The organism is Bifidobacterium tibiigranuli, from assembly GCF_022655035.1.
In the GTDB taxonomy this organism is placed as follows: Bacteria; Actinomycetota; Actinomycetes; order Actinomycetales; family Bifidobacteriaceae; genus Bifidobacterium; species Bifidobacterium tibiigranuli_A.
In genome coordinates this window covers 184,013-202,731 of record NZ_JALCUA010000003.1, presented here as the reverse complement: position 1 = coordinate 202,731, position 18,719 = coordinate 184,013, and the positions used below count along the sequence as shown (strand labels likewise).

At 59.8% G+C, this 18,719-nt stretch carries 20 protein-coding genes and 1 tRNA gene; 9 read left to right on the top strand and 12 right to left on the bottom strand.

Features of this window, described 5'->3' with window-relative positions; translation table 11 throughout:
* Positions 1 to 8 precede the first annotated feature (8 nt).
* Positions 9 to 758, top strand: coding sequence for a hypothetical protein (locus tag LKK40_RS05290; protein WP_304309765.1), 750 nt, complete (start codon positions 9 to 11; stop codon positions 756 to 758).
* 74 nt (positions 759 to 832) lie between these two features.
* On the opposite strand, the gene LKK40_RS05285 is transcribed toward LKK40_RS05290, so the two are convergent.
* From LKK40_RS05285 to LKK40_RS05275, 3 genes are all read right to left on the bottom strand, one after another.
* Complete coding sequence (locus LKK40_RS05285) at positions 833 to 2,260, bottom strand: hypothetical protein (RefSeq protein WP_304309764.1); 1,428 nt, start codon at positions 2,258 to 2,260, stop codon at positions 833 to 835.
* Between the two features lie 70 nt (positions 2,261 to 2,330).
* Complete coding sequence (locus tag LKK40_RS05280; protein ID WP_304309763.1) at positions 2,331 to 2,636, bottom strand: hypothetical protein; 306 nt, start codon at positions 2,634 to 2,636, stop codon at positions 2,331 to 2,333.
* Positions 2,637 to 2,971: 335 nt separating this feature from the next.
* Complete coding sequence (locus LKK40_RS05275; RefSeq protein WP_304309762.1) at positions 2,972 to 3,820, bottom strand: DsbA family protein; 849 nt, start codon at positions 3,818 to 3,820, stop codon at positions 2,972 to 2,974.
* 163 nt (positions 3,821 to 3,983) lie between these two features.
* Between LKK40_RS05275 and LKK40_RS05270 the strand changes: the two genes are divergently transcribed.
* A tRNA-Leu gene (locus LKK40_RS05270) sits at positions 3,984 to 4,069 on the top strand.
* Positions 4,070 to 4,215: 146 nt separating this feature from the next.
* On the opposite strand, the gene LKK40_RS05265 is transcribed toward LKK40_RS05270, so the two are convergent.
* The 7 genes from LKK40_RS05265 to LKK40_RS05235 form a co-directional block, all read right to left on the bottom strand.
* Positions 4,216 to 4,851, bottom strand: coding sequence for a DNA-3-methyladenine glycosylase (locus LKK40_RS05265; RefSeq protein ID WP_304309761.1), 636 nt, complete (start codon positions 4,849 to 4,851; stop codon positions 4,216 to 4,218).
* A gap of 314 nt (positions 4,852 to 5,165) precedes the next feature.
* Entirely contained in the window at positions 5,166 to 7,577 is a 2,412-nt protein-coding gene (gene fni / locus LKK40_RS05260; RefSeq protein ID WP_304309760.1) for a type 2 isopentenyl-diphosphate Delta-isomerase, read from the bottom strand.
* Between the two features lie 239 nt (positions 7,578 to 7,816).
* A complete protein-coding gene (gene mvaD, locus LKK40_RS05255) occupies positions 7,817 to 8,998 on the bottom strand; it encodes a diphosphomevalonate decarboxylase (protein WP_304309759.1) in 1,182 nt (393 codons plus the stop codon).
* A 183-nt stretch (positions 8,999 to 9,181) separates the two neighbouring features.
* Complete coding sequence (gene mvk / locus LKK40_RS05250) at positions 9,182 to 10,360, bottom strand: mevalonate kinase (protein WP_304309758.1); 1,179 nt, start codon at positions 10,358 to 10,360, stop codon at positions 9,182 to 9,184.
* Between the two features lie 125 nt (positions 10,361 to 10,485).
* Entirely contained in the window at positions 10,486 to 11,283 is a 798-nt protein-coding gene (locus LKK40_RS05245) for a YoaK family protein (RefSeq protein ID WP_304309757.1), read from the bottom strand.
* Positions 11,284 to 11,445: 162 nt separating this feature from the next.
* Positions 11,446 to 12,618, bottom strand: coding sequence for a tyrosine-type recombinase/integrase (locus tag LKK40_RS05240; protein ID WP_273328427.1), 1,173 nt, complete (start codon positions 12,616 to 12,618; stop codon positions 11,446 to 11,448).
* A 26-nt stretch (positions 12,619 to 12,644) separates the two neighbouring features.
* Positions 12,645 to 13,802 carry a DUF4236 domain-containing protein gene (locus LKK40_RS05235; RefSeq protein WP_304309756.1) on the bottom strand — a complete coding sequence of 386 codons (1,158 nt, stop codon included), beginning with the start codon at positions 13,800 to 13,802 and terminating at the stop codon, positions 12,645 to 12,647.
* A 216-nt stretch (positions 13,803 to 14,018) separates the two neighbouring features.
* Here LKK40_RS05235 and LKK40_RS05230 point away from each other — a divergent pair, with 216 nt between their 5' ends.
* The 3 genes from LKK40_RS05230 to LKK40_RS05220 are packed head-to-tail and all read left to right on the top strand — an operon-like array spanning position 14,019 to position 16,826.
* Positions 14,019 to 15,041, top strand: coding sequence for a DNA-processing protein DprA (locus LKK40_RS05230; protein ID WP_304309755.1), 1,023 nt, complete (start codon positions 14,019 to 14,021; stop codon positions 15,039 to 15,041).
* Complete coding sequence (locus LKK40_RS05225) at positions 15,038 to 15,859, top strand: hypothetical protein (RefSeq protein WP_304309754.1); 822 nt, start codon at positions 15,038 to 15,040, stop codon at positions 15,857 to 15,859. Before LKK40_RS05230 ends, LKK40_RS05225 begins: the two co-directional genes overlap by 4 nt.
* Before the next feature lie 55 nt (positions 15,860 to 15,914).
* Positions 15,915 to 16,826, top strand: coding sequence for a hypothetical protein (locus LKK40_RS05220; protein ID WP_304309753.1), 912 nt, complete (start codon positions 15,915 to 15,917; stop codon positions 16,824 to 16,826).
* 29 nt (positions 16,827 to 16,855) lie between these two features.
* On the opposite strand, the gene LKK40_RS05215 is transcribed toward LKK40_RS05220, so the two are convergent.
* Entirely contained in the window at positions 16,856 to 17,251 is a 396-nt protein-coding gene (locus tag LKK40_RS05215; protein ID WP_304309752.1) for an ImmA/IrrE family metallo-endopeptidase, read from the bottom strand.
* A 19-nt stretch (positions 17,252 to 17,270) separates the two neighbouring features.
* On the bottom strand, positions 17,271 to 17,645 hold the full coding sequence (locus LKK40_RS05210) for a hypothetical protein (RefSeq protein WP_304309751.1): 375 nt from the start codon (positions 17,643 to 17,645) through the stop codon (positions 17,271 to 17,273).
* 117 nt (positions 17,646 to 17,762) lie between these two features.
* Here LKK40_RS05210 and LKK40_RS05205 point away from each other — a divergent pair, with 117 nt between their 5' ends.
* The 4 genes from LKK40_RS05205 to LKK40_RS05190 are packed head-to-tail and all read left to right on the top strand — an operon-like array spanning position 17,763 to position 18,622.
* Entirely contained in the window at positions 17,763 to 18,014 is a 252-nt protein-coding gene (locus tag LKK40_RS05205; protein ID WP_273328437.1) for a helix-turn-helix domain-containing protein, read from the top strand.
* Positions 18,014 to 18,256: a hypothetical protein gene (locus tag LKK40_RS05200; protein WP_273328439.1), complete on the top strand. Its 243-nt coding sequence runs from the start codon at positions 18,014 to 18,016 to the stop codon at positions 18,254 to 18,256. The genes LKK40_RS05205 and LKK40_RS05200 overlap by 1 nt, the downstream gene beginning before the upstream one ends.
* On the top strand, positions 18,253 to 18,453 hold the full coding sequence (locus LKK40_RS05195) for a hypothetical protein (RefSeq protein WP_273328441.1): 201 nt from the start codon (positions 18,253 to 18,255) through the stop codon (positions 18,451 to 18,453). The genes LKK40_RS05200 and LKK40_RS05195 overlap by 4 nt, the downstream gene beginning before the upstream one ends.
* Positions 18,437 to 18,622 (top strand): DivIVA domain-containing protein, encoded by a 186-nt coding sequence (locus tag LKK40_RS05190; RefSeq protein ID WP_304309750.1) that lies wholly within the window; start codon positions 18,437 to 18,439, stop codon positions 18,620 to 18,622. The genes LKK40_RS05195 and LKK40_RS05190 overlap by 17 nt, the downstream gene beginning before the upstream one ends.
* Positions 18,623 to 18,719 lie beyond the last annotated feature (97 nt).

The following is an 18,719-nucleotide window of genomic DNA, read 5'->3' as shown; positions in this document are numbered from 1 at the left end:
TGAAGAAGATGACGAAGAGAATTCTCACCTGCCTTGCTGCGTTGTCTGTCGTAATTGGATTGTCAGCATGCGGCGGGCAATCCTCGACAATGAATGCAGCGCCACAGCCAGTCGTAAAGCCAAGCCTTCAGGGCAATTTCGCTTTGAAAGGTGACCTGAGCGTATCAGTCTCGTTCTCGAACGGAGTTTGGACGAGTCAGTCGTCAGACGATTCGAGTGACGGAGACAGCAGCCCCCTACACGGTCTTTATGAATTCGCCAATAAGCCGGCGAGAGATGGCAACCCGATAATCACACTCAATCGACAAGTCGATTCCAAGACAATTCCAAGTGCAAAAACATGCAGCACATCGAACCAGAAGCAATGCATATTCAAGGAAAGGACAAACTGGCAGAAGAATGTGAAGTGCGGAACGATATTCAGACCGGACGCAACAGGGAAGCTGCAAAGAGTCCTGATTGGTCCGGACAACTATGATTGTAACCAAGAAAACTCGGATGACATCATGAAATACGATACATCCAAAACTACAGGACTGGTTATAGATCAGTTTGAAGTGAAATGGAATTCGGACAAGACGCAATTTCAGCTCATACCCATTATTCCCAAGGGAGCACAGGTCAATCTTGAGGAAGGGGGTTACTCTGCCTCGTGTCTGTGGGGGTCTGGTGACCAAGGTGGCTCTGAAAGCTGTCAAATAAACACGAAGACACATAATTTTGAAGACGTAGGTTATGCCACTTTCATCGCAAGATAAAACGACGCCATGACGAACAATAGAAGCGGCCTCGCCTTCATCGAACGATGTGGGAGAGGCCGCTTTCTTTGGGTTTACTCGCGTGACTTTGATGCGCGGGCTTCACTCAACAATCTTTCGATACTTGGCTCTGGCAAGTAGTCGAAACGCACATATTTGGTGCCGCCGGACTCAGTGTTGGTGACGGCCATGCCCTTGTCTTCGAGGGCGATGGCTGTGGGATCGGGGTCACCCTCGGGGATGACGCCGAGCGCGGCCTTGGCCATATCAGGCGTGGAGACGTTGAAAGCGCAGCGCTTCGCGCACACGTCCCGCAGACCCGTAGGGATGGCATCGCTCGTAGGTTTCTGGGTGGCGATGATGAGGAACACGCAGGCCGAGCGGCCCTTCTTCGCGATATCCGTAACCAGACCGATGAATTCGTCACGCTTGGTCTTCGTGTCCTTGTCGAGCACGGGCGAGGCCGTCCAGTTCTGAATCTCATCGATGAGTACGCACGTGGCGCGCGCGTCGCATTCGGGAGCGTCCAGAACATGCCAAAGATTCGGGTCGCCATACTTGCCGCGATTGGTCTTGAGCCGTTCGCGCATCTGGTCTTGCACTCCATGCAGGATGCGTAGCGCCTCGCCATAGCTATCGTCGTTCGTGTAATTGCTCGCGTAGGGTTTGCACCATTCCCAGTCTCCACCTCCCTTGCCGTCCAGCACACTCACGTCCACGAGGTCGGGGCGCGACAGGAGACCGGACACGATGGCATTGGCAGCCGCCGTCTTGCCAGCTCCGGGCAATCCGGCCAGCAGTACGCCGGAAACACCGGAGAAGTCCAGCCATGCGTCCCCTTGCAGGTTCCGGCCGATGCGTACGGCCAGATGGCCTTGCGAGGCTTGCACGGGCGGCAGGCAGTCAAGAACGCGGCTGGTCTTCAAAGCGTCAAGGCGGTCATGCTCAAACAGATCGACATGCCATGAAGAGTTTCCAGTTCGGGTGATCTCGCAGTCGGCCATTCGCCATGAGACCAGAGATGCGGACACGGCGTCGCGCACTTTCTCATCGGTCACGCCGACTACGGGCAGGTCGATGTCCAGCGAGTCCTTGCGCAGGTAGACCTTGTACGATTCCGAGGTCTGTCCTTTGCGCTCTTTGACCAGACCAGCTTCGCGCACCCACCGGTTGCCGAGCTTGCGGGCCTTGCGTTTGATATGCCGCTGCCAATCGCCCACTACGGGCAATGCGAAGAGGCATGCGAGCCGCACGCGCGGCCACGGGGCCAGAACGCTCGCAACGGCCAGCAGCGCCACGGGCACGCCCAGCAGCGCCAGCGGCGCCCACAGAGTACCGTGGAACCACCGGTAGAGCAGCACAAGCGCCAGCGCCCACAACGCCGTGCCCGCGACGGCGACCACAGCGACGCGCAGCAGATGCCACAGGCCGCGGGCCGCGGCTTCGAGCACGGTCGCAATGATGCCTTCCTTGGCAGCGGGAGCGCGATTCTTCTCATTCATGGGAAATCCTTCCGATATAGAAAAAGGGCCGGGAGGGATTCCCCACCCGGCCCTGCACTATGCGCGCTGCTCAGACTGCTTTAAACGAGTCGGCAAAGAAATCGACTCCGTTCTTGCCGGACTGCTTCTTGAACCAGTCGCGGGCGAGCAGGTTTACGGGCATGACTTTCGTACCGCGCGTGAACTCGGGTGCCGTGGCCGCGGCGACTCGGACATAGATGCGCCTGGCGAACCCACTTCGCGAGGTATACGTGCAGGCCACGTCCCACTGAGGAACGCCGTCTTTCTTCCACTGTTCCCCGTCCTTCGCCGTGCTGGGACGCACTCCTACGACTTCGAGAGCGCCGAAACGCGTTTCATCGATGGGCAGATACATATCAAAACCTCCTCAGGTTTCTAGGCCGAATGCGCGATGCATTCGGCGTTGAACCCGTCTATGCGCCCAAACAAAAACACGAATGGCGGGAGGCCGAAGAAGGGAAAAATAATAAGGAATTTATTTTTTAGGGGTATGTTCAGGGGTACAAATTAGGAATATGGTTATATTTCAGCTATATATCAATGATGATGTGCATTACCATCAGCTCCACAGGACTTATGGGAATCGAACCGCCGACATGGCAGGTTCGATTCCCATTTTTCATATTTTGGCGCTGTCGCAGCCCTCTCGCCGCAAGCCCAAACCCAAACCCAAGCAGCTCTCCCGGCGAATCACTCCACCGGCTTGCCGTCCGACCCAATGGAGGGCAGGACCGTTTTGCTGCCGGCTGCGGCATCGGGGAGACCTATGGCCGCAACGAAATCGTGAGGAAGGTCGCCTATCGAAGCGTCGTTCATCGCCCAGTAGTGGCCGTTGATGAGAATCGTGGGCGTCGCGAAGGTTCCCTGGCTCGAACGCTGCAGCTCCTTGCGCGATATCGTGTACGCAGTGACCTTCGCAACCCAGTCCTTGTACTGGCCTTTCACGGATTGGCTCGCAACCGCGCTGTCAACCCCAGCAGCGATGGCTTGCTGGGCGATTTTCGCGTCGCTGACCGGCTGGTAATTCGTCTCCGAGGGCTGGAACTTCTCGTCGTACAAGGCGCTCATGTATGCCAGCAGGTGCTCCGGATCGTGCTCGCCGACGTAGGCGAAGGAACTCGCCGCGCGCGTGGAATACTGATCGCTGGAACTGCGATCGAGGAAAGCAAGCGGATGCAGCTCGATGTTGACCTGGCCCGCGTTATACAGTTTCGTCAAGGTCGGGCTCAGCGCGCGGTCCACCATGCCGCATGAAGGACACATCGGATCGAAGAACACCGAAACCGTGGGAACCTTCTTCGGGTCGGCGCTTTTGGAAATCACGAAGCCACCGGAGGCATTGGCATTCTTCGGTTTGTCCGACACTTTCTGCAACTGTGCGTATTCACTACTCGCGGACACCACCGTGGGGTGATTCGCCCTATAGATCACGAATGCGATAACCGCCACCAGCACGACGGCCAGCACCGAAGCGATCACGCCGATAATCGTCTGTTGACGACGCTCCTTCCGCGAAAAGCCGTCTTTGCCTGATTCCATGCCCCATCTCCATTCGCGCTGCGCGTCGTTGTGTACCGTTGCGCGCACATAGTTTGTACACTTATGGTACCGCCTTGGGCTGGGCAATAGAGTCACGAGAAGCCCAAGTACGACACACCGAATTGCGGTCACAGGCAAGACGTAGTAAGTTAGCTATTTGTTTGCGAGTATGGCGGAATGGTAGACGCGCTATCTTCAGGTGGTAGTGAGCGAATGCTCGTGGGGGTTCAACTCCCCCTACTCGCACCAGATAAACCCCTGCAATCATTATGGTTGCAGGGGTTTTGCATACCTGCATCCGGTTCGACTTCTCAATCCAGCTGGGTTATCGGGGAGATAGGGATTATAGATCAAAAGCCCCATCAAACGTACATTCAGCGCGGCGACCTTGTTTCCTACCGCCGCGACAGGTATGGGTTCCCCGCTACGATGAAGCGCCGCTGGCGCTCAGTCGCCTTAGATATGCCGATGCGCGCCGTGACTTCGACGCGCTCTCCGGGACGCAGCCCAGCCTGTTCCAAACTCAGCGGCGACAGGCGCAGGTCGTGGACATACAGCGTCTTGTCGATGTCGAGAGCCTTGCACAGTTTTGCCGGGCCGTTGACGCAGTCGGCACCCTTGCGTCCGCGCCTGCGTTCGATGATCTCCATGCCTTCAACGGGTTCGACCGCGCGAATCAGCGCGCCCGCCCCGAAGCCTTCGGTCGCGGCCGTGACGTTGAGGCAGTAGTGCATACCGTAGGTGAAGTAGATGTAGGCGTGGCCCGCCGGCCCGAACATCGCCCGGTTGCGTTCGCTTTTGCCATGGAAGGTGTGGCTGGCTGGGTCAAGCTGGTCGTAAGCCTCGGTTTCCACGATGCGCACGACGATGCGTTCGGGGGTATACTTATCGGCGCGCCCGGTGACGCTCCCGGCATCATGCTCATCAATGGACTTATCAACGGGCTCATCGTCAAGAATTCGCACGATACGGCAGCCGAGCAGGGCACGAGCGACGCTATCGGCGTCCTGAGCAAGAAATTGCGGGAACATGCCTGCCATTCAAGTACTTCGCGTGGATAACCGCTAGCGTGCGTTCGCAATCTGAGGCATACGGCGCTCGTTGTACCTTTGTTTTCAAACGTCACATTTCCCGCATTATTACGAGGTTGGTGCGGGAATCGTGATGAATAATCGTGCGGAAACGACACAACTCCCGCAGTGCATTCACGTTAATGCGGGTTTTGCAACGTCGGCTGTGGGAATGGAGTCACACGAAGACAAAGGGCTGAGGTCAGAAGCCAGCAGCCAACAACTAACAACCAGCAACGGCCTAGCTAATCCGCGCATCAGCAGATTCCTCAGAATCACGCCGAGCGATGCGCCAGCGCTGCAGCGTCGACGCCCAGCAGTGTCGCCTGCTCAAGAGTCGTGCCGCCGAGCAGCAGATCGGTATGCTGCAAATCGGCGACAGTCGAAGCACCAAGCAGGGCCATCAGCGAGCGCAGCTGCTCGGCCCAGGCGTTGATCTCGTCAACCAGACCGGATTCGCCGCAATCCTCAAGCACGCGCAGGAAGTGGCCGGACACGCCCACGGCCTTCGCTCCCAAGGCGAGCGCCTTGACCACGTCGAGCGGATTGCGCACGCCGCCCGAGGCCAGGATGTCAACAGAGCCGAGAGAGCTTTCGCCAGAAGTGCCAAAACCGCAGCAATCCAGCAGGCACAGCACCGTGGACTGGCCCCATCCGTCGAGGTAGCCGTACTCGCGCGCCGAGCGACGGCTGTTCTCAATGGCCGCAAAATCGGTGCCACCGCGCCCGCTGACGTCGACGGTTCGCGCGCCGAGTGCGGCGAGTTGCTCGACACTGCGACGGCTCATGCCAAAGCCCACTTCCTTGACGACCACGGGCACGGGCGAGGCCGCGATAATCTCGCGGATGTGCTGCGGCCAGCCGGAGAAATCACGGTTGCCTTCGGGCATGACGATTTCCTGAGCGAGGTTGACATGAACCTGCAAGGCATTCGCGTTGAGCATCGTAACGGCCTGCACGGCCTGCTGCGGGGTGACGGTTGGCCCGACGTTCGCGAAAACGAAGCCTTGCGACTGCTCGCGGATGGCGGTGAAGGTCGCGGCGAGCTCCGGGTCGCGCAGCGCCGCATGTTGCGAACCGGAGGCGATGGCGATGCCTGTGGCCTGCGCGGCGCGCGCAAGAGCCGCATTGATGCTGCCCGTGCGCTGCGAGCCGCCGGTCATCGCATTGATATAGAACGGCAGCTCCCAGCGAGCGCCACACACCGTCGTCGCCGTGTCGACGCGGTTCACCGACATCCCGCACAGGGCGTGATGGATGAAACGTACGTCATCGAAAGCGTTGGCTGGCTCCTGCTCATGCTGCTGCAAAGCCAATCGCACATGGTCATCCTTGCGACTCGAACGCTTGGTTTGCCATTGCGGAGCTTTGGCAAGCGGCGCACAGACCGCCAAATCGAGCGGTTCGATGCCCGCCAATCGCCAATCCTGGAAGATTGCGGAAACTGCAGACTCGGCAGATTCTGCGTCCGATTCGTCAGCAGTCGCCCCGCCAACAGAGTCTATGAAACCAGCGGTTTCAGTAGCCGCCATATCGCTCTCAACACCGATAATCGCAATGCCGCAGTCCCCACCGCCTGCACCCGAGCTTTTCGCCGCAGCACCGTGGGCAATGGCCGTCTCGACCAGCGCTGTGAGCCGAGGGGTTTCAATCAATGTGCCGGTCAGCGATGACAAGCCGTGCAGCAGCTCCCGCGCCTGAGCGATATGCTCGCGAACCGCAGCCATATCCGACTGCGCAAGCGCTTCGCACAGCGCATCGACGCAGCGGTCGCTGTGCTCCAAGAATTCGCGATAGCGCCGCTCGCGCTCGTCAGTGCTGTGATGCTGCACGTTGGTGACCAGATCAGCAGTGGAAGCCGGCTTGCCGGTCCACCCGACCAAGAGTCGGAGCGCGGCAGGCGAAACTGTCACGGAATCACTGCCAAACACTGGCAGTCGCGTCACACTCAAATCAGGCCACGACATGCGAATGAGCTCAGGCAGCGCCGTATCGTCCAAGCGCTGGCCGACCCAGTCGCGGTCGGGCGAGCAGAAGCGGATGCAACCGCCGAACAGGCTTGCGGCCAAATCGCCGCCCGAACCGACGTTGCCCGCGCGGCAGGCGATGGCGAATGCCATCTTGTATTGCTCTAGCGGCTCAAACGCAGACTCAAGACCATAGAAACGAAGCAGCGCCCGCATCGCTGCCACGGTGACCGCAGCAGAGGATCCGAGGCCGTATTTGCGTCCGGAAACGTCGTCCAAATCGCTGGTCACATCGATATCGAAAACACGAAGCCCAATGCCGGCAGCGCGTGCAAGCTCTTCGACGCACTGAATCGCAGCGACAAGGTATGCTGCCCCCGGGCGCTCCTCGTCCGGTACGCACCGCCCGTGTGCATCCCTGTGCCACGTCGTTGCAGCTTCATCATGACCCTGCGAGCGGATGCTCCCGGCGGTACGCGGCTCAAGCGGCAACGATGCCGCAGCGGACGACTCGTCCGGCGTATTCCCCGGTACATCCCCACTCAGCGCACCCTCACCCGGATTTTCCCCATGCCCCGTAACCCGCACGGTAAGCATGCGATTCACCGCGACCAGAATGGCCGGATGCCCATGCTCGACGACCGCGTATTCGCCGGCGATATACAGCTTCCCCGGCGCCTGCGCCTCGGCGATTATGCGATGTTGTTCCCGCTCAGCCATCCCTGCCCCATTCGTGTCCGGCACCTGTCTCGTACCGTTCCATGCTAAGGGCACACATGCCCCGAATGCCGCCATCCACACGAATTTTCATGATGTCTGCAAAGCGGGTGCTGCATTGCGCAATACCAATACTAGGAACAATCGAATAAGTAACCGATTGACACAATCAATCAGCCCGCTCAGACGATTCGATCCGTACGGCCGCAGACGCACCGCACCGCGCTGCTCGCCCTTCCCGCTCACTCAACCACGCGCACACCAGAACCGATATGATGAACCTCAATCGTCTGGCCGGGAAGACGGTCACGCAGCTCGCTAGCGACTCGCTCGGCGTCGGCGGCAGCCGTCAGCACCTTGACGTTCGCGCCAGCGTCCATCGTGGACCACGCGCTGTAGCCATGTTTGCGCAGGTCGCGCACTGCGGACAGGGCGGTTATGGTCTGCGGAAGCCAATAGATCACGGCCGGGCGCGCGGCCATCATCGAAGCGTGCATGCCCAGCGCATTCGCCTCGACCACCTCGCCAAGCGCGTCCAAGTCGCTTGCCGCCACTGCCGCGAGCGCGAGAGTCATATCGTCGGCACTGGCACGCACCCAGGCCGGGTACAGCAGCGAAGTGCGCATCGTCAGACGCATGGCCTCCCTGCTCGACATCGGCTTCTCCTTCGCGGAGATCAGGATGACGATAATCGCCAGATCCATAGGGCATTCCACCGGCTGCGCGTATGACGTAGCGTCGTCGTGGCCCGCATTCCACTTGACCAGTCCGCCGTAAATCGACCGGCAGGCCGATCCCGAGCCGCGCCGGGCAAGCTTCGAAAGTTCACGACCCGACAGCTCAAGTCCGGCAGCGCGTGATGCTGCGGCGGCGAGCGCGGCGAAGGCCGAGGCAGAGCTGGCCAGCCCTGCGCCGAAAGGCACGGTGTTGCGCGATGTTACGCGGGCAGGCGCAGCTATTCCCGCACGCTCGCGGACCAAGTCAAGAAAGCGCGAGACGCGAGCCAGCGAAGTGCCATGCTGCAGGACTCCGTCGATGGTCAGTATGTCAAGAACGGTGTCGGGAGCGGTGTCCGATTTAGTAGCTGAGACATCGGAACCGGCAGCATCAGTCAGCTCGCCAGCTTCGCTGCGAGGTATGCCGCCATCGTCCCGCGCTTCATCGTCACCAGCCAGCGTCTCGTCACCATCCAGAAACTCCACCGTGGTCTGCGTGCTCAGCCCGTCAAGCGTCAGCGACAGGCTGGACGTAGTGGGGATGACAAGCCCCTCATCGGCCTTGCCCCAGTACTTGATCAACGCGATATTCGCATGCGCACAAGCCGTCGCCGAATTGCTGGCATTACGCCCAATCGCTCGCTCCGGCCCTTTAGCCGCTATGCCGCTCATAGCCTCGCCACGCCGTAAAGCTTCCCGCTCGCCCATTGCTCCCCCTTACGCCGTTATGAGACCTTGCGTGTATATTGCCATTCCTAATATATATTCCCGCCGCCCGCCACCCGGTTGTCCGCCCGCTCGGAAACGAAACGAATCCGCGCACCACGCAGCGTCAGTCGGCATCCTACATGCAGCAACCTTCAGCATCGTGCACAATCCATACCGCCCCAATCAGCCACTGATCGAGGTGTCAAACTCCCGGCTGGCATGCTGTGCGACTTCGACATCGAGCTGATTGAGCGGATGCACCCACACAGCCGGTGCCCCGGCTGCGAGTAGTGCCCGGCGCACGTGCTCCGCCGAACGGTCATCGGGAGCCAAGGCGATGATGCATCCGCCGAGACCGCCCCCAGTCATCTTGGCCCCCAGCGCGCCGCTCGCCCGCGCCGTACGCACCAAGGCATTGACCACTGGGTGACTCACGCGCAGCGTGTCAAGCAAACCGTGGGCCTCATCCATGCACCGGCCCAGTGAATCCAGCCCGCCCTGCTCAAGATCGTTGGCGGATTGCCGCGCTAAATCACCTAGGCTTTCAAGAATCGTGCGAACACGTCTGTGGTCGTTTTCGTACCTCCCATGCACGCCCTCGACGGCCTGCTTAGTGCTTCCCGCAATTCCTGAATCGGCAATCACCAGATATGCCGGCAGGTGCACATCCACCCGTCGCATGTCGCCGCGCGTGAACAGCACCGGATGGCTGCCGGAGGTGGTGACCGTGTCCAGTCCGGAAGGATTGCCGTGGGTGACGATTTCAGCCTCATTGGTCAGCGCTGCTAGCTGTTCGGCGCTCGCCGTGACACCACAGGCATCAAGCACCGCGCGGATGACGGCCCCAGAAGCCGCAGCCGAGGAGCCTAATCCCCGCCCAGCCGGAAAATCGGAGCGGGTGACGATGTCGAAACTGCGGTCTGCGTATCCGGCAAATTCGCTGGCGACCTGCGCCGCCCGAACCAACCCGTCGAATTGCGCGGGTGCCTGCGAGAGCGGGCCGTAATAGCCCAGCGCGCGCAAGGTGCCCTGCCCGTGATTCCCTCTGCCATCGAGGTTGTCCTGCCCGCTGCGGCCGGCCTTGCCGTTACCTTTGCTGACGCTATTGCTATTACGTGTGAACCCATCTGCGCCTACGCTCTCACCAGAAATATCGCCAGCAATCTCATCTGAAAGCTCACTGAAACCCCCACGAACCGGCGTAGCCCAGGCGCGCATTTTCAGCGTCTGGATGGGCACCGCCACCGCAGGATACCCGTAGACCACGGAGTGCTCGCCCATCAGGATGGCCTTGGCCCAGGTCTCGCCGAATCCGCGCCGCGGCTCACCGCCGCGTTCGCCCTGCATCTGCGTTGCAGTCAAAGATGTTGTTGTCAAATCCGACCTACTCTCCCGCTGTCCTCTATATAGGGATTCTAATGGAGCGTTGTTGTCGCAGTCGTGCAGACCCGTAGAGATAGTGCGGAGATTGCTGTAGGGTTCCCGCGCTATCGCCTCACGCTGAGCATCAGCATCGCAGCCGCGATCAGCACCATGGGCACGGCGATTGACAGCGATCCCGCGATATATCGGGTGAGCGTGACGAGCACGACTCCGCAGGCAAAGCAGGCGAGCACCACGATGGCATCGAATGACCGCCGCAGGCCAGCACGGTCGTGATAATGCACGCCGTCGTACAGGCCCTCGGTCAATGCACGCAACGTGCCCGTCATCATCAGCGGCGCGAACGGACGGCCTTTCATCCGTCGGAATTCCTGCAGTTCGGCGGCTCCAGCGGCGGACAGTATCGCCGTAGAGATGAAGTCGGGAACCAGCTGATCGGTGAGGGCGACGACCAGCAGCAGCACGAATTCGTAGCCGAGAATGAGCTGGGGCACGGGCACGCGAATCGGCTTGCGACCGAAATGCTTTTGCACGCCGTGTGCGATGACGGTGCCGAGCATGAACGCGACAAGCGAAATAAGATAGCGCGCGCATCCGGAGATATCGCCGTGGCCAAGATTGATGCCCAGCAGGATTATGTTGCCGGTCTGCAGCCCGGAGAACACCCCGCCATGGAACAGATAGGAGTAGGCATCGATACTGCCCGCGATCATGGTGAGCAGCCCGGCAAAGGCGAGGCTCTCGTATACGGGAATATCGCGCTGCGGCTCGTTCACGCTCTGCCTTTCTATGCTGGATGTACGGTGCGCCACGATACCATGCACGGTTTTCACGACACGTTTCGCGTCAGCATGGTCGATATCGGCGGCATCGCCAGCGAGCGCGGAACGACCAATATGCATTGTTGTCAAATTGTTGTCACCCCGTTGCCAGAGCGTCGCATTCCGGAGGCCTGAAGCCGTCGCGCCATTGCTATTACGCCATTCTTGGCATCATATGAAAAGAGCGGATGACGGGAGTCGAACCCTAACATACATATGCTAGCATGCCTTGTGTCGCAACGATTACGAGGCTTCGCCGACTTCGTTTGCCCACATTCTGCCCACATTCTCGCGCAGCAGCATCTGCGACATGCTGTCCGAGAGGGAGTCGAGGTCATCGTCGAACAGGTCAGCATATGTGTCCAATGTCATGGCGGCGCTCTTGTGCCCGAGCTGGCGCTGGACGGCTTTTACATTCGCTCCGGCCCTGACCATGAGCGATGCGGCGGTGTGCCGCAGATCATGCAGGGTGAGATGCTCCTTGACCCCGGCGCGCTTGAGCGCGGTCACCAGCCATCCGTCCCCGCTGCTGGCTGCTCCGAACTCCTTCATGTATTTGCCCGGCCTGCCCGGGGCCTCGAACAGCAGAGCCTTCTTCGCCCTCCCTTCGCATCTCGAGCGCATTACCGAATCAAGTGCTGCGGGAAACATTATCGACCGGGATTCATGCGTTTTCGTATCCCCCGGCGTGACCACGCCGTGTACCATCGGCGCGCTCACCCCGATCCATATGCGCCGCCGCTCCAGATCCACGTCGCCAACGCGCAATGGCACCAGCTCCCCCAGCCGCATGCCGCACAAGCCCAGTGCCAGCACCATATCCCGTCGCCATCCGGCCGCCTCCGCCACTGCGGCCAGCTGTCCTGCGGACAGGTACGCGTGCCTTTTCACCGCCTTGCGCGGCAGCTCCACCCCGCGGGCCGGGTTCGTGCCGATGCGCCGGTCGGACACCGCGTCATCCAGTATGCCGGCGAGGATCCCGTGCGCGCGCAGCACGACGCTCGCGCTTTTCGCCGGCACGCTCTTCGCCTCGTCCTTGGCCTTGGTCCCATTGGATATTCTCGTCACCCATCGTTGCACGTCGTCGCGGTCGACAGCGTCCACGGGCACCGTGCCCCAATCGTGGATGACGTAGTTCCTGCAGGCGGCCTCAAGATCGTCGTAATAGCTGGGTTTGACGCTTAGCTTCTTCTTGGCGAGCCATGCCGGCGCGAGGCTGCCGACCGTCGCGCGGCCCAGCGATGGGTCCACGAAAAGCCCTTTGGCCTTGGCTACGGTCACATGCTCCGCGGCCCAGTTCGTCGCATCGATCTTGCGTTTGAACCCGCGCTTGTCTGTCTGCGTGCCGTCCGGCTTGCGGTAACGCACACGATAGCGCACTCCGCCCGCGGTCTCGTACTTGGTGATGTTCGCCATATCTCCCGGCCTTATCTATCCCACTGTCATTCGCAGGCTATCCCATCGCCGTCCCGATCAAGCTTGCTGCTGTATCCGGGATCCCCACGATGCAATGGAGCCTTCCCCGCCGCCCTGACGGCCGCGCAGTTGGGATAATACGCGCTGCCGGAGTTCTGCTGCTGCGCCTGCTGCTGCGCCTGCTGTGAGGCTTGCTGGGCTGCGGCATCCGCCGCTGCCTTATCCGCTGCCACCTTCTGAGCGGCGGCTTCCTCGGCGGCCTTCTTTTCAGCTTCCGCCTGCTGGGCCGCTGCAGCATCATCCTGCTGCTTCTTCTCCACGCTGGCCGTCACCGCATCCATCGCCGTCTGGACATCAGACGCAGCTGTCGCATAGTCATCCGGCCTGGCGGAGTCGATGGCACTCGCCTTGCCGATCGCATCGCTCAATGCCTGCCGCGTATTCGGATCCGCGACGTTGTTGCCGGACGAGTCAAGCAACGCCTTGGCATCCACGACCTTGGACGACAACGAGTCCTGAGCCGTCCTGAGCGTCGCCGCCGCTTTCCGTTTAGCCTCGGCTGACTTCGAGGCCTTGGCGCTCGCCGACGAGCTGCTCGCCGTCGATTGCGGATGCGTTGCCGCGGCTGGCGGCACGTTGTTCGCCCCCGCAACGAGGGAAGCGCAGGCCAAGACAATTGCGAGGAATCCGGCCAGGGTGCCGCGCCTTTTCTTGCGCACCACTACCACGATCATCCCGATGACGCCCAGTATGAACGCCGCCAAAGCCAGCATGACGCCAAACGCGGCTGCCGACGTGAAGGCGAAAATCAGCGCGAGCACGCCAAGGATCAATGCTGCAATGATCAGACGGGACATAGGCAGCCGGTGGCTTCCACCGTTCACAGGCGGAATCGGGTTCGAGGGCGGCATGCTGGGCGGCAGCACGGCTGTCTGCTCCTGCATGGGTTCGGCGTTGACGATGGGCAGCTGCGCGGTATCGGCATGATGCGGCTTCGCTCCCCCGACCTTCTGCGTGTAGTAGATTCCGGTGCCGGGGATGCTCGAGCCGACGCGGGTGCCGTTCCTGCCCACAGTGACATGGGGAGCGCCTCGCTTGCCGAAAGTGGCGCTGGTGATGCCCTTCTTGCCTATGTTCACTCTGAAGTACTTGCCGCCAATGCTCTTCCTGAACCGCCAGCCCATGTTCTGACCCTTCTCGTTGAGTGCTCTTCAGCATCGTTGCTGAGAAGAATCATACCGCGCCATGAACATCCTCTGTTAACTCCCGGAACATAAGCGGCTCGGAGAGCGCATCGCCCGGCTCATCGAGCAGGATTGCGCCCATGAGAATCACCCAGCCACTATTAATGGTCCTGATGTAGACTGGGCTGCATCCGAACGGACAACGAGAAACAGGTGATGACGTTGCGCGCTGATCAGCTCCTTCACGAGAACGCAGCACTGGTCGCACTGCTGGACACCATAGACCGGAAACGCGATAGCTGGACTTCCATCGCCAACGCCGTGGAACGCAACGGCAGCGCCATCGCGGTCCTCAACCATGAGATCGACCCCATCAACAACAGGCTCTACGACGACGAAGACCCAGCAGACTACGAGAACAGCGAACCCACCCTCTTCGACGACGAGCAGATTCCCGCCAGCCCGCAACGCAAGGCTACGCTCGAAAAGGCGCTCGCGGACGCGCAGCGGCAGGTGGAGTCGTGGCAGGGGCAGGGGATGGATTTCATCTCGGTGCTTGACGAGCGCTATCCCAATCGTTTGCGGCAGGTGGTGGATATGCCGCCGTTCCTGTTCGCGGATGGGATGCTCGTGCAGGATGACATGGGCGTGAGCGTGGTCGGGTCCCGCGAGGCGACGCCCGATTCGGTGGCGTTCGCGCAGGAGACCGCGTCCATGCTCGTGGGCCATGATCTGACTGTAATCGCCGGTCTCGCTGCGGGCATCGATGCCGCCGCGCATCGTCGCGCGCTCGACGAGGGCGGGCGCACCGTCGCGTTCATCGGTACGGGCATCACCCGCCAGTACCCGGTCCAGAACCGCATGCTGCAGCGGGAGATCAGCGAACGTGGACTGGTGCTCTCCCAGTTCTGGCCCGATCAGGGGCCGACCCGCTACACGTTCCCCATGCGCAACGCCTCGATGAGCGGCTATGGCCTCGCCACGGTCGTCGTGCAGGCCGGCGAGCATTCCGGCACGCGCATCCAGGCCCGGCAGGCCCAGCAGCACGGCCGTCCGGTCATCCTGAGGGACACCGTGGCCCAAGGCACCCAATGGGGCCGCAAGCTGGTTGGAAAGCCCGGCGTGTATGTCGCGTCTTCCGTTCTCGAAGTGCAGCAGATCCTTCAGGATATCCTCCGCATGCCCGATGTCATCGAGGACGCCATGAGCCAGCTCATCGACATGACGCTCGTGCGATGATCACCGCCTACGGCCTGAGGCTCGACCATGCGATAGACCGGATGGCCGGAAGCTACCTTCGCACCGTGCGCTACACATCCGTCGGAGACTTCCTGTGCCCGAGGTGCGGAGGGTTCAAAAGCCCGGCATACCCGTGCTGCCGAAGCTGCCACGCGATAGAGCAGCAGGCCGACGCGAAGAACATGGGCGACAAGCTCGCAGACCGGACGGCAATCAGCATCTACGCCCAGGAGCACCCATCAAGCCAGGCGATGAAGATGATGTACGGGTACAAGGACGAGCACCCCGCATCGCCAGACTACCGCCGCAACGTCAAAGCCATCATCGCGCTCGCCTTGCAAGGGCACGGCGAATGCCTCAGAGAGGCAGCAGGGCCAATAGACGCATGGGCCATGATCCCCTCCACGAAATCATCCAGACGCTACGGCAAGCCACACCCACTGCACGACATCCTCAACGAAATACTCAAAGGAATACCGGAAATACCATTGCAAGCCACAGGAAACAGAGCACGCGGCTTCAACCCAGACCTGTTCGCGCTCGCCGACCCGTGGAATGCGGCGTTGCTGCGGGGGCATGTGCTGCTTGTTGATGATTCCTGGGTGACGGGCGGCAACGTCCAGTCCGCTGCGGCCAGACTCAAGCTCGAAGGGGCGTCTGGCATGCAGGTGTCCGCGTACTGCGTGGCCAGAGTCGTGGATATGGCTTTCCTGAACAGCCTCGACAAATCGGCCGCAGGAAAATTCAACAGGTCGGTACATTACACCGGCGGATACTGCCCTTGGCACCGCCGAGTCGAGCTGCCTGCAACGCAATGAACAGCAGTAACCCTTTTCCCATCGCAAAGACCATTGCAAGTGGCAGAATACAACCATGAATAGCAGCAAACAAGCTGAATCCACAACCTTCGAGGTATATTTCGACGGGCCGGCAGTCGAAAGCCACACCATAAAAGTCAGAGACCTATCGCGCTCACTGTTGGGGTTCGCCGATGCCATAGACGAATACAAGAACATCAATGATCCGATGATGGATCTCGATGTCAATATCAAAGCGCAGAAGGAAGGATCCTTCGATGTCATACTGCAGCTGGTCGGGATAGCGCCTGCGCTAGTTGATTCCTTCTCCGGTGGCCTCAGTATTGGCAATGTCTGCGCGATTGCGAAAGGCGTTCTGGAAACCGCGAAGATATTCAAGGAAAGGATTGCGACGACCGGACACGCATTACCGTCGGCGAATGAAAAGGTTAAGCAGTCCGATACACATGTGGATGTGGATTTCGGGAATGGTCGAACTTTCCATTACGGGAGACAGGCATATCAGGCATCCCAATCGAAGACTATGTCTGAAAGTCTTGGAGCTGCAGCGCGGCCGTCCGCGCTCGAGGGGTTCGATCCCGTTCGATTCTCGATTCCGGAGATCGGAGAGCATGTCGAGCTTGGCGGGCAGGAGACCGAGGCACTGATTGAGGCGAAGGTTCCCGACCAAATCGTCGAACCGGATGTGTCCGTGCACACTCTTCAGATCGAAGTCATTCAAAGGAACTCCAACAAGTGGCAGTTCCAGTACGGGAGCGATAAGTTCTACGCTGAGATTTTGGACGAGGACTTTCTCAGAAAATTCGCTAATCGAGAAGTAGCCTATTATGACGGCGACATGTTGAGGGTGGAGCTCAAAACCGAGCAGAAGGTCGTGCAGGGAATTTTAACGCCGGTGAAACGCTCCATTCTAAAAGTCATCGAGTACATCAGACTTGAGCAGCAGCCTACGTTCATAAATATGTGAAATACAACTTCTCAGCGGAGTCATAGAACTTAAACCACCACAAGCCGCGGCAACACCAGCTCACGGTAATCATCCAGCACCTGCACCGTAACATCCAACTCAGAAGCCATACACAGGCGCTCGCCTTCATAAATCTCCTCGGCGCTCGCATACTCAGCCGGAGACACCAGCAGCGACGCCGCGAGAAGCCTGGCACGGCGCTCGCTTTTCATCCCCGTCACTCCCCCGCACACGGCGTCCCGATATTCCCAGTGCACCAGCTCGTGGGCGAGAGCGCATCTTTTGACACGGTACGTCGTGTCGCGTTCTATCATGATGAGATTCAATGCGCGCACATACATTCCCTGTTTGTCGTCCGGCAGATTGTCGCTGCACACGTCCACGCCCAGAGATGCCGCGTAGCCGCGCATCCGACCATAGGTCATGCGCGGGGTTATTCCCAGCTCAGTCGCCGGCATCCAGTCTCTTCTCAGCCTCTTTATCATGATTCGTATTAGCAGCCATGCCAAACATATTGGCGAGAGCGAGCTTTTTCCTGACTTCTTCGGGCAGTGCAGATGGGTCTTGCATAGTGCGTTCCGCATTGCTCATGACATCGAAGGCATCGTGCAGTCCGATCATGGGAGCTATAGCGTCAAGTTCAGCGACTGAGTATGCGTATTTGCCGCTGACCCTTCCAGAGACGTAGCCCTTTGATCGTGCGCCGATTGTTTCGGTCAGCTTGTTTTGGATGTCTTTTTGTGTGAGGTCGAATTCGACCATTTTCAGTCGTATGTAGGCCGCTACTAAGTCTGCACTTGACGTAGATATATCGCTCATGAACATCAATTTATCATATATTTGAACTTTTCTCGGCGTGTCGCGTACCGCGGATTCATATATATGATAATTTCTAGTTACAAAGTTCAGATATATGAACAAGGAAGGAGATTTCGCATGGATGACAGCGATCGATTCGTGCGGCAGGCAGTCAACGTACAGCTGACCCGCAAAAAGATAACGCAACGAGAACTCGCAAAACAGGTAGGCGTCTCATACTCGTACATCAACGGCCTACTCCACCAAGGAACGTGGAGCATTTCAGTCATGGACAAAGTAGCCTCGGCTCTCGGACTATCAAACGCATTCGAGCTAATGGCGCTCGCGAAGAACGAGCGTGAGCTTTCAGCTCAGGAGGTGGCAGCGTGATGAGCGGCAGGCTCGATGCGGGCTTCTGGTCTGCGGCGCAGGTCTCGGAGTATTTCAACGGGCGTCCGACGGTCGGCACGCTCAACACATGGCGGACGCTCGGACGCGGCCCCCGATTCGTGAAGCTCGGGGTGAAGCCTGCGGGCTGTAAAAGGGATACGCGACCGGTCATGTACCCGGTCAGCGAGGTCATGGCGTGGGCCATAAGCAACAAGCTTCAGCACCAGACGGAGGCCGCATGATGGACTGGATCAAATACTTCTGGCTCGTTTTGGGCGACGCGATGGTGGTCGTGTTCATGATCAGCACCATGTGGGTGCTGGCGGGATTGCAACATGGCGTATTCGGCGTGCTGCAGTACGCGGCCATGGTCGGCTCGCTCGCCATCGGCATATTGTGCTTCCACCGGTGGGAGGCCTCCAATGCTCACGAGCAATGAAGTCAAAAAGCAGCGGTTCGCTACGTCGCGGTTCATGCATGAGGGGTACGACGCCGATCAGGTCGACGACTTTCTGGACGAGGTCGCCTCCACCATCGCGACCATGCACGTGGCCAACATCATGCTCGCCCGGGAGAACCAGCAGCTCAAAGAGTCACGCGGCGAGTAGCCGCGTCCGGGCGGGATGCATGGCTCGCCGCCGGAGACGCGGACGTGAGTATTCCCCGCTGTTCTGGCAGCCGGTTCGACCCCGGCCTCGCCCACGA

Coding starts and splice junctions, on each gene's coding strand:
- LKK40_RS05290 (WP_304309765.1), top strand. CDS start 9: ATGACGAAGAGAATTCTCACCTGCCTTGCTGCGTTGTCTGTCGTAATT.
- LKK40_RS05285 (WP_304309764.1), bottom strand. CDS start 2,260: ATGAATGAGAAGAATCGCGCTCCCGCTGCCAAGGAAGGCATCATTGCG.
- LKK40_RS05280 (WP_304309763.1), bottom strand. CDS start 2,636: ATGTATCTGCCCATCGATGAAACGCGTTTCGGCGCTCTCGAAGTCGTA.
- LKK40_RS05275 (WP_304309762.1), bottom strand. CDS start 3,820: ATGGAATCAGGCAAAGACGGCTTTTCGCGGAAGGAGCGTCGTCAACAG.
- LKK40_RS05265 (WP_304309761.1), bottom strand. CDS start 4,851: ATGTTCCCGCAATTTCTTGCTCAGGACGCCGATAGCGTCGCTCGTGCC.
- fni (WP_304309760.1), bottom strand. CDS start 7,577: ATGGCTGAGCGGGAACAACATCGCATAATCGCCGAGGCGCAGGCGCCG.
- mvaD (WP_304309759.1), bottom strand. CDS start 8,998: ATGGGCGAGCGGGAAGCTTTACGGCGTGGCGAGGCTATGAGCGGCATA.
- LKK40_RS05245 (WP_304309757.1), bottom strand. CDS start 11,283: ATGCATATTGGTCGTTCCGCGCTCGCTGGCGATGCCGCCGATATCGAC.
- LKK40_RS05240 (WP_273328427.1), bottom strand. CDS start 12,618: ATGGCGAACATCACCAAGTACGAGACCGCGGGCGGAGTGCGCTATCGT.
- LKK40_RS05235 (WP_304309756.1), bottom strand. CDS start 13,802: ATGGGCTGGCGGTTCAGGAAGAGCATTGGCGGCAAGTACTTCAGAGTG.
- LKK40_RS05230 (WP_304309755.1), top strand. CDS start 14,019: ATGACGTTGCGCGCTGATCAGCTCCTTCACGAGAACGCAGCACTGGTC.
- LKK40_RS05225 (WP_304309754.1), top strand. CDS start 15,038: ATGATCACCGCCTACGGCCTGAGGCTCGACCATGCGATAGACCGGATG.
- LKK40_RS05220 (WP_304309753.1), top strand. CDS start 15,915: ATGAATAGCAGCAAACAAGCTGAATCCACAACCTTCGAGGTATATTTC.
- LKK40_RS05215 (WP_304309752.1), bottom strand. CDS start 17,251: ATGACCTATGGTCGGATGCGCGGCTACGCGGCATCTCTGGGCGTGGAC.
- LKK40_RS05210 (WP_304309751.1), bottom strand. CDS start 17,645: ATGAGCGATATATCTACGTCAAGTGCAGACTTAGTAGCGGCCTACATA.
- LKK40_RS05205 (WP_273328437.1), top strand. CDS start 17,763: ATGGATGACAGCGATCGATTCGTGCGGCAGGCAGTCAACGTACAGCTG.
- LKK40_RS05200 (WP_273328439.1), top strand. CDS start 18,014: ATGAGCGGCAGGCTCGATGCGGGCTTCTGGTCTGCGGCGCAGGTCTCG.
- LKK40_RS05195 (WP_273328441.1), top strand. CDS start 18,253: ATGATGGACTGGATCAAATACTTCTGGCTCGTTTTGGGCGACGCGATG.
- LKK40_RS05190 (WP_304309750.1), top strand. CDS start 18,437: ATGCTCACGAGCAATGAAGTCAAAAAGCAGCGGTTCGCTACGTCGCGG.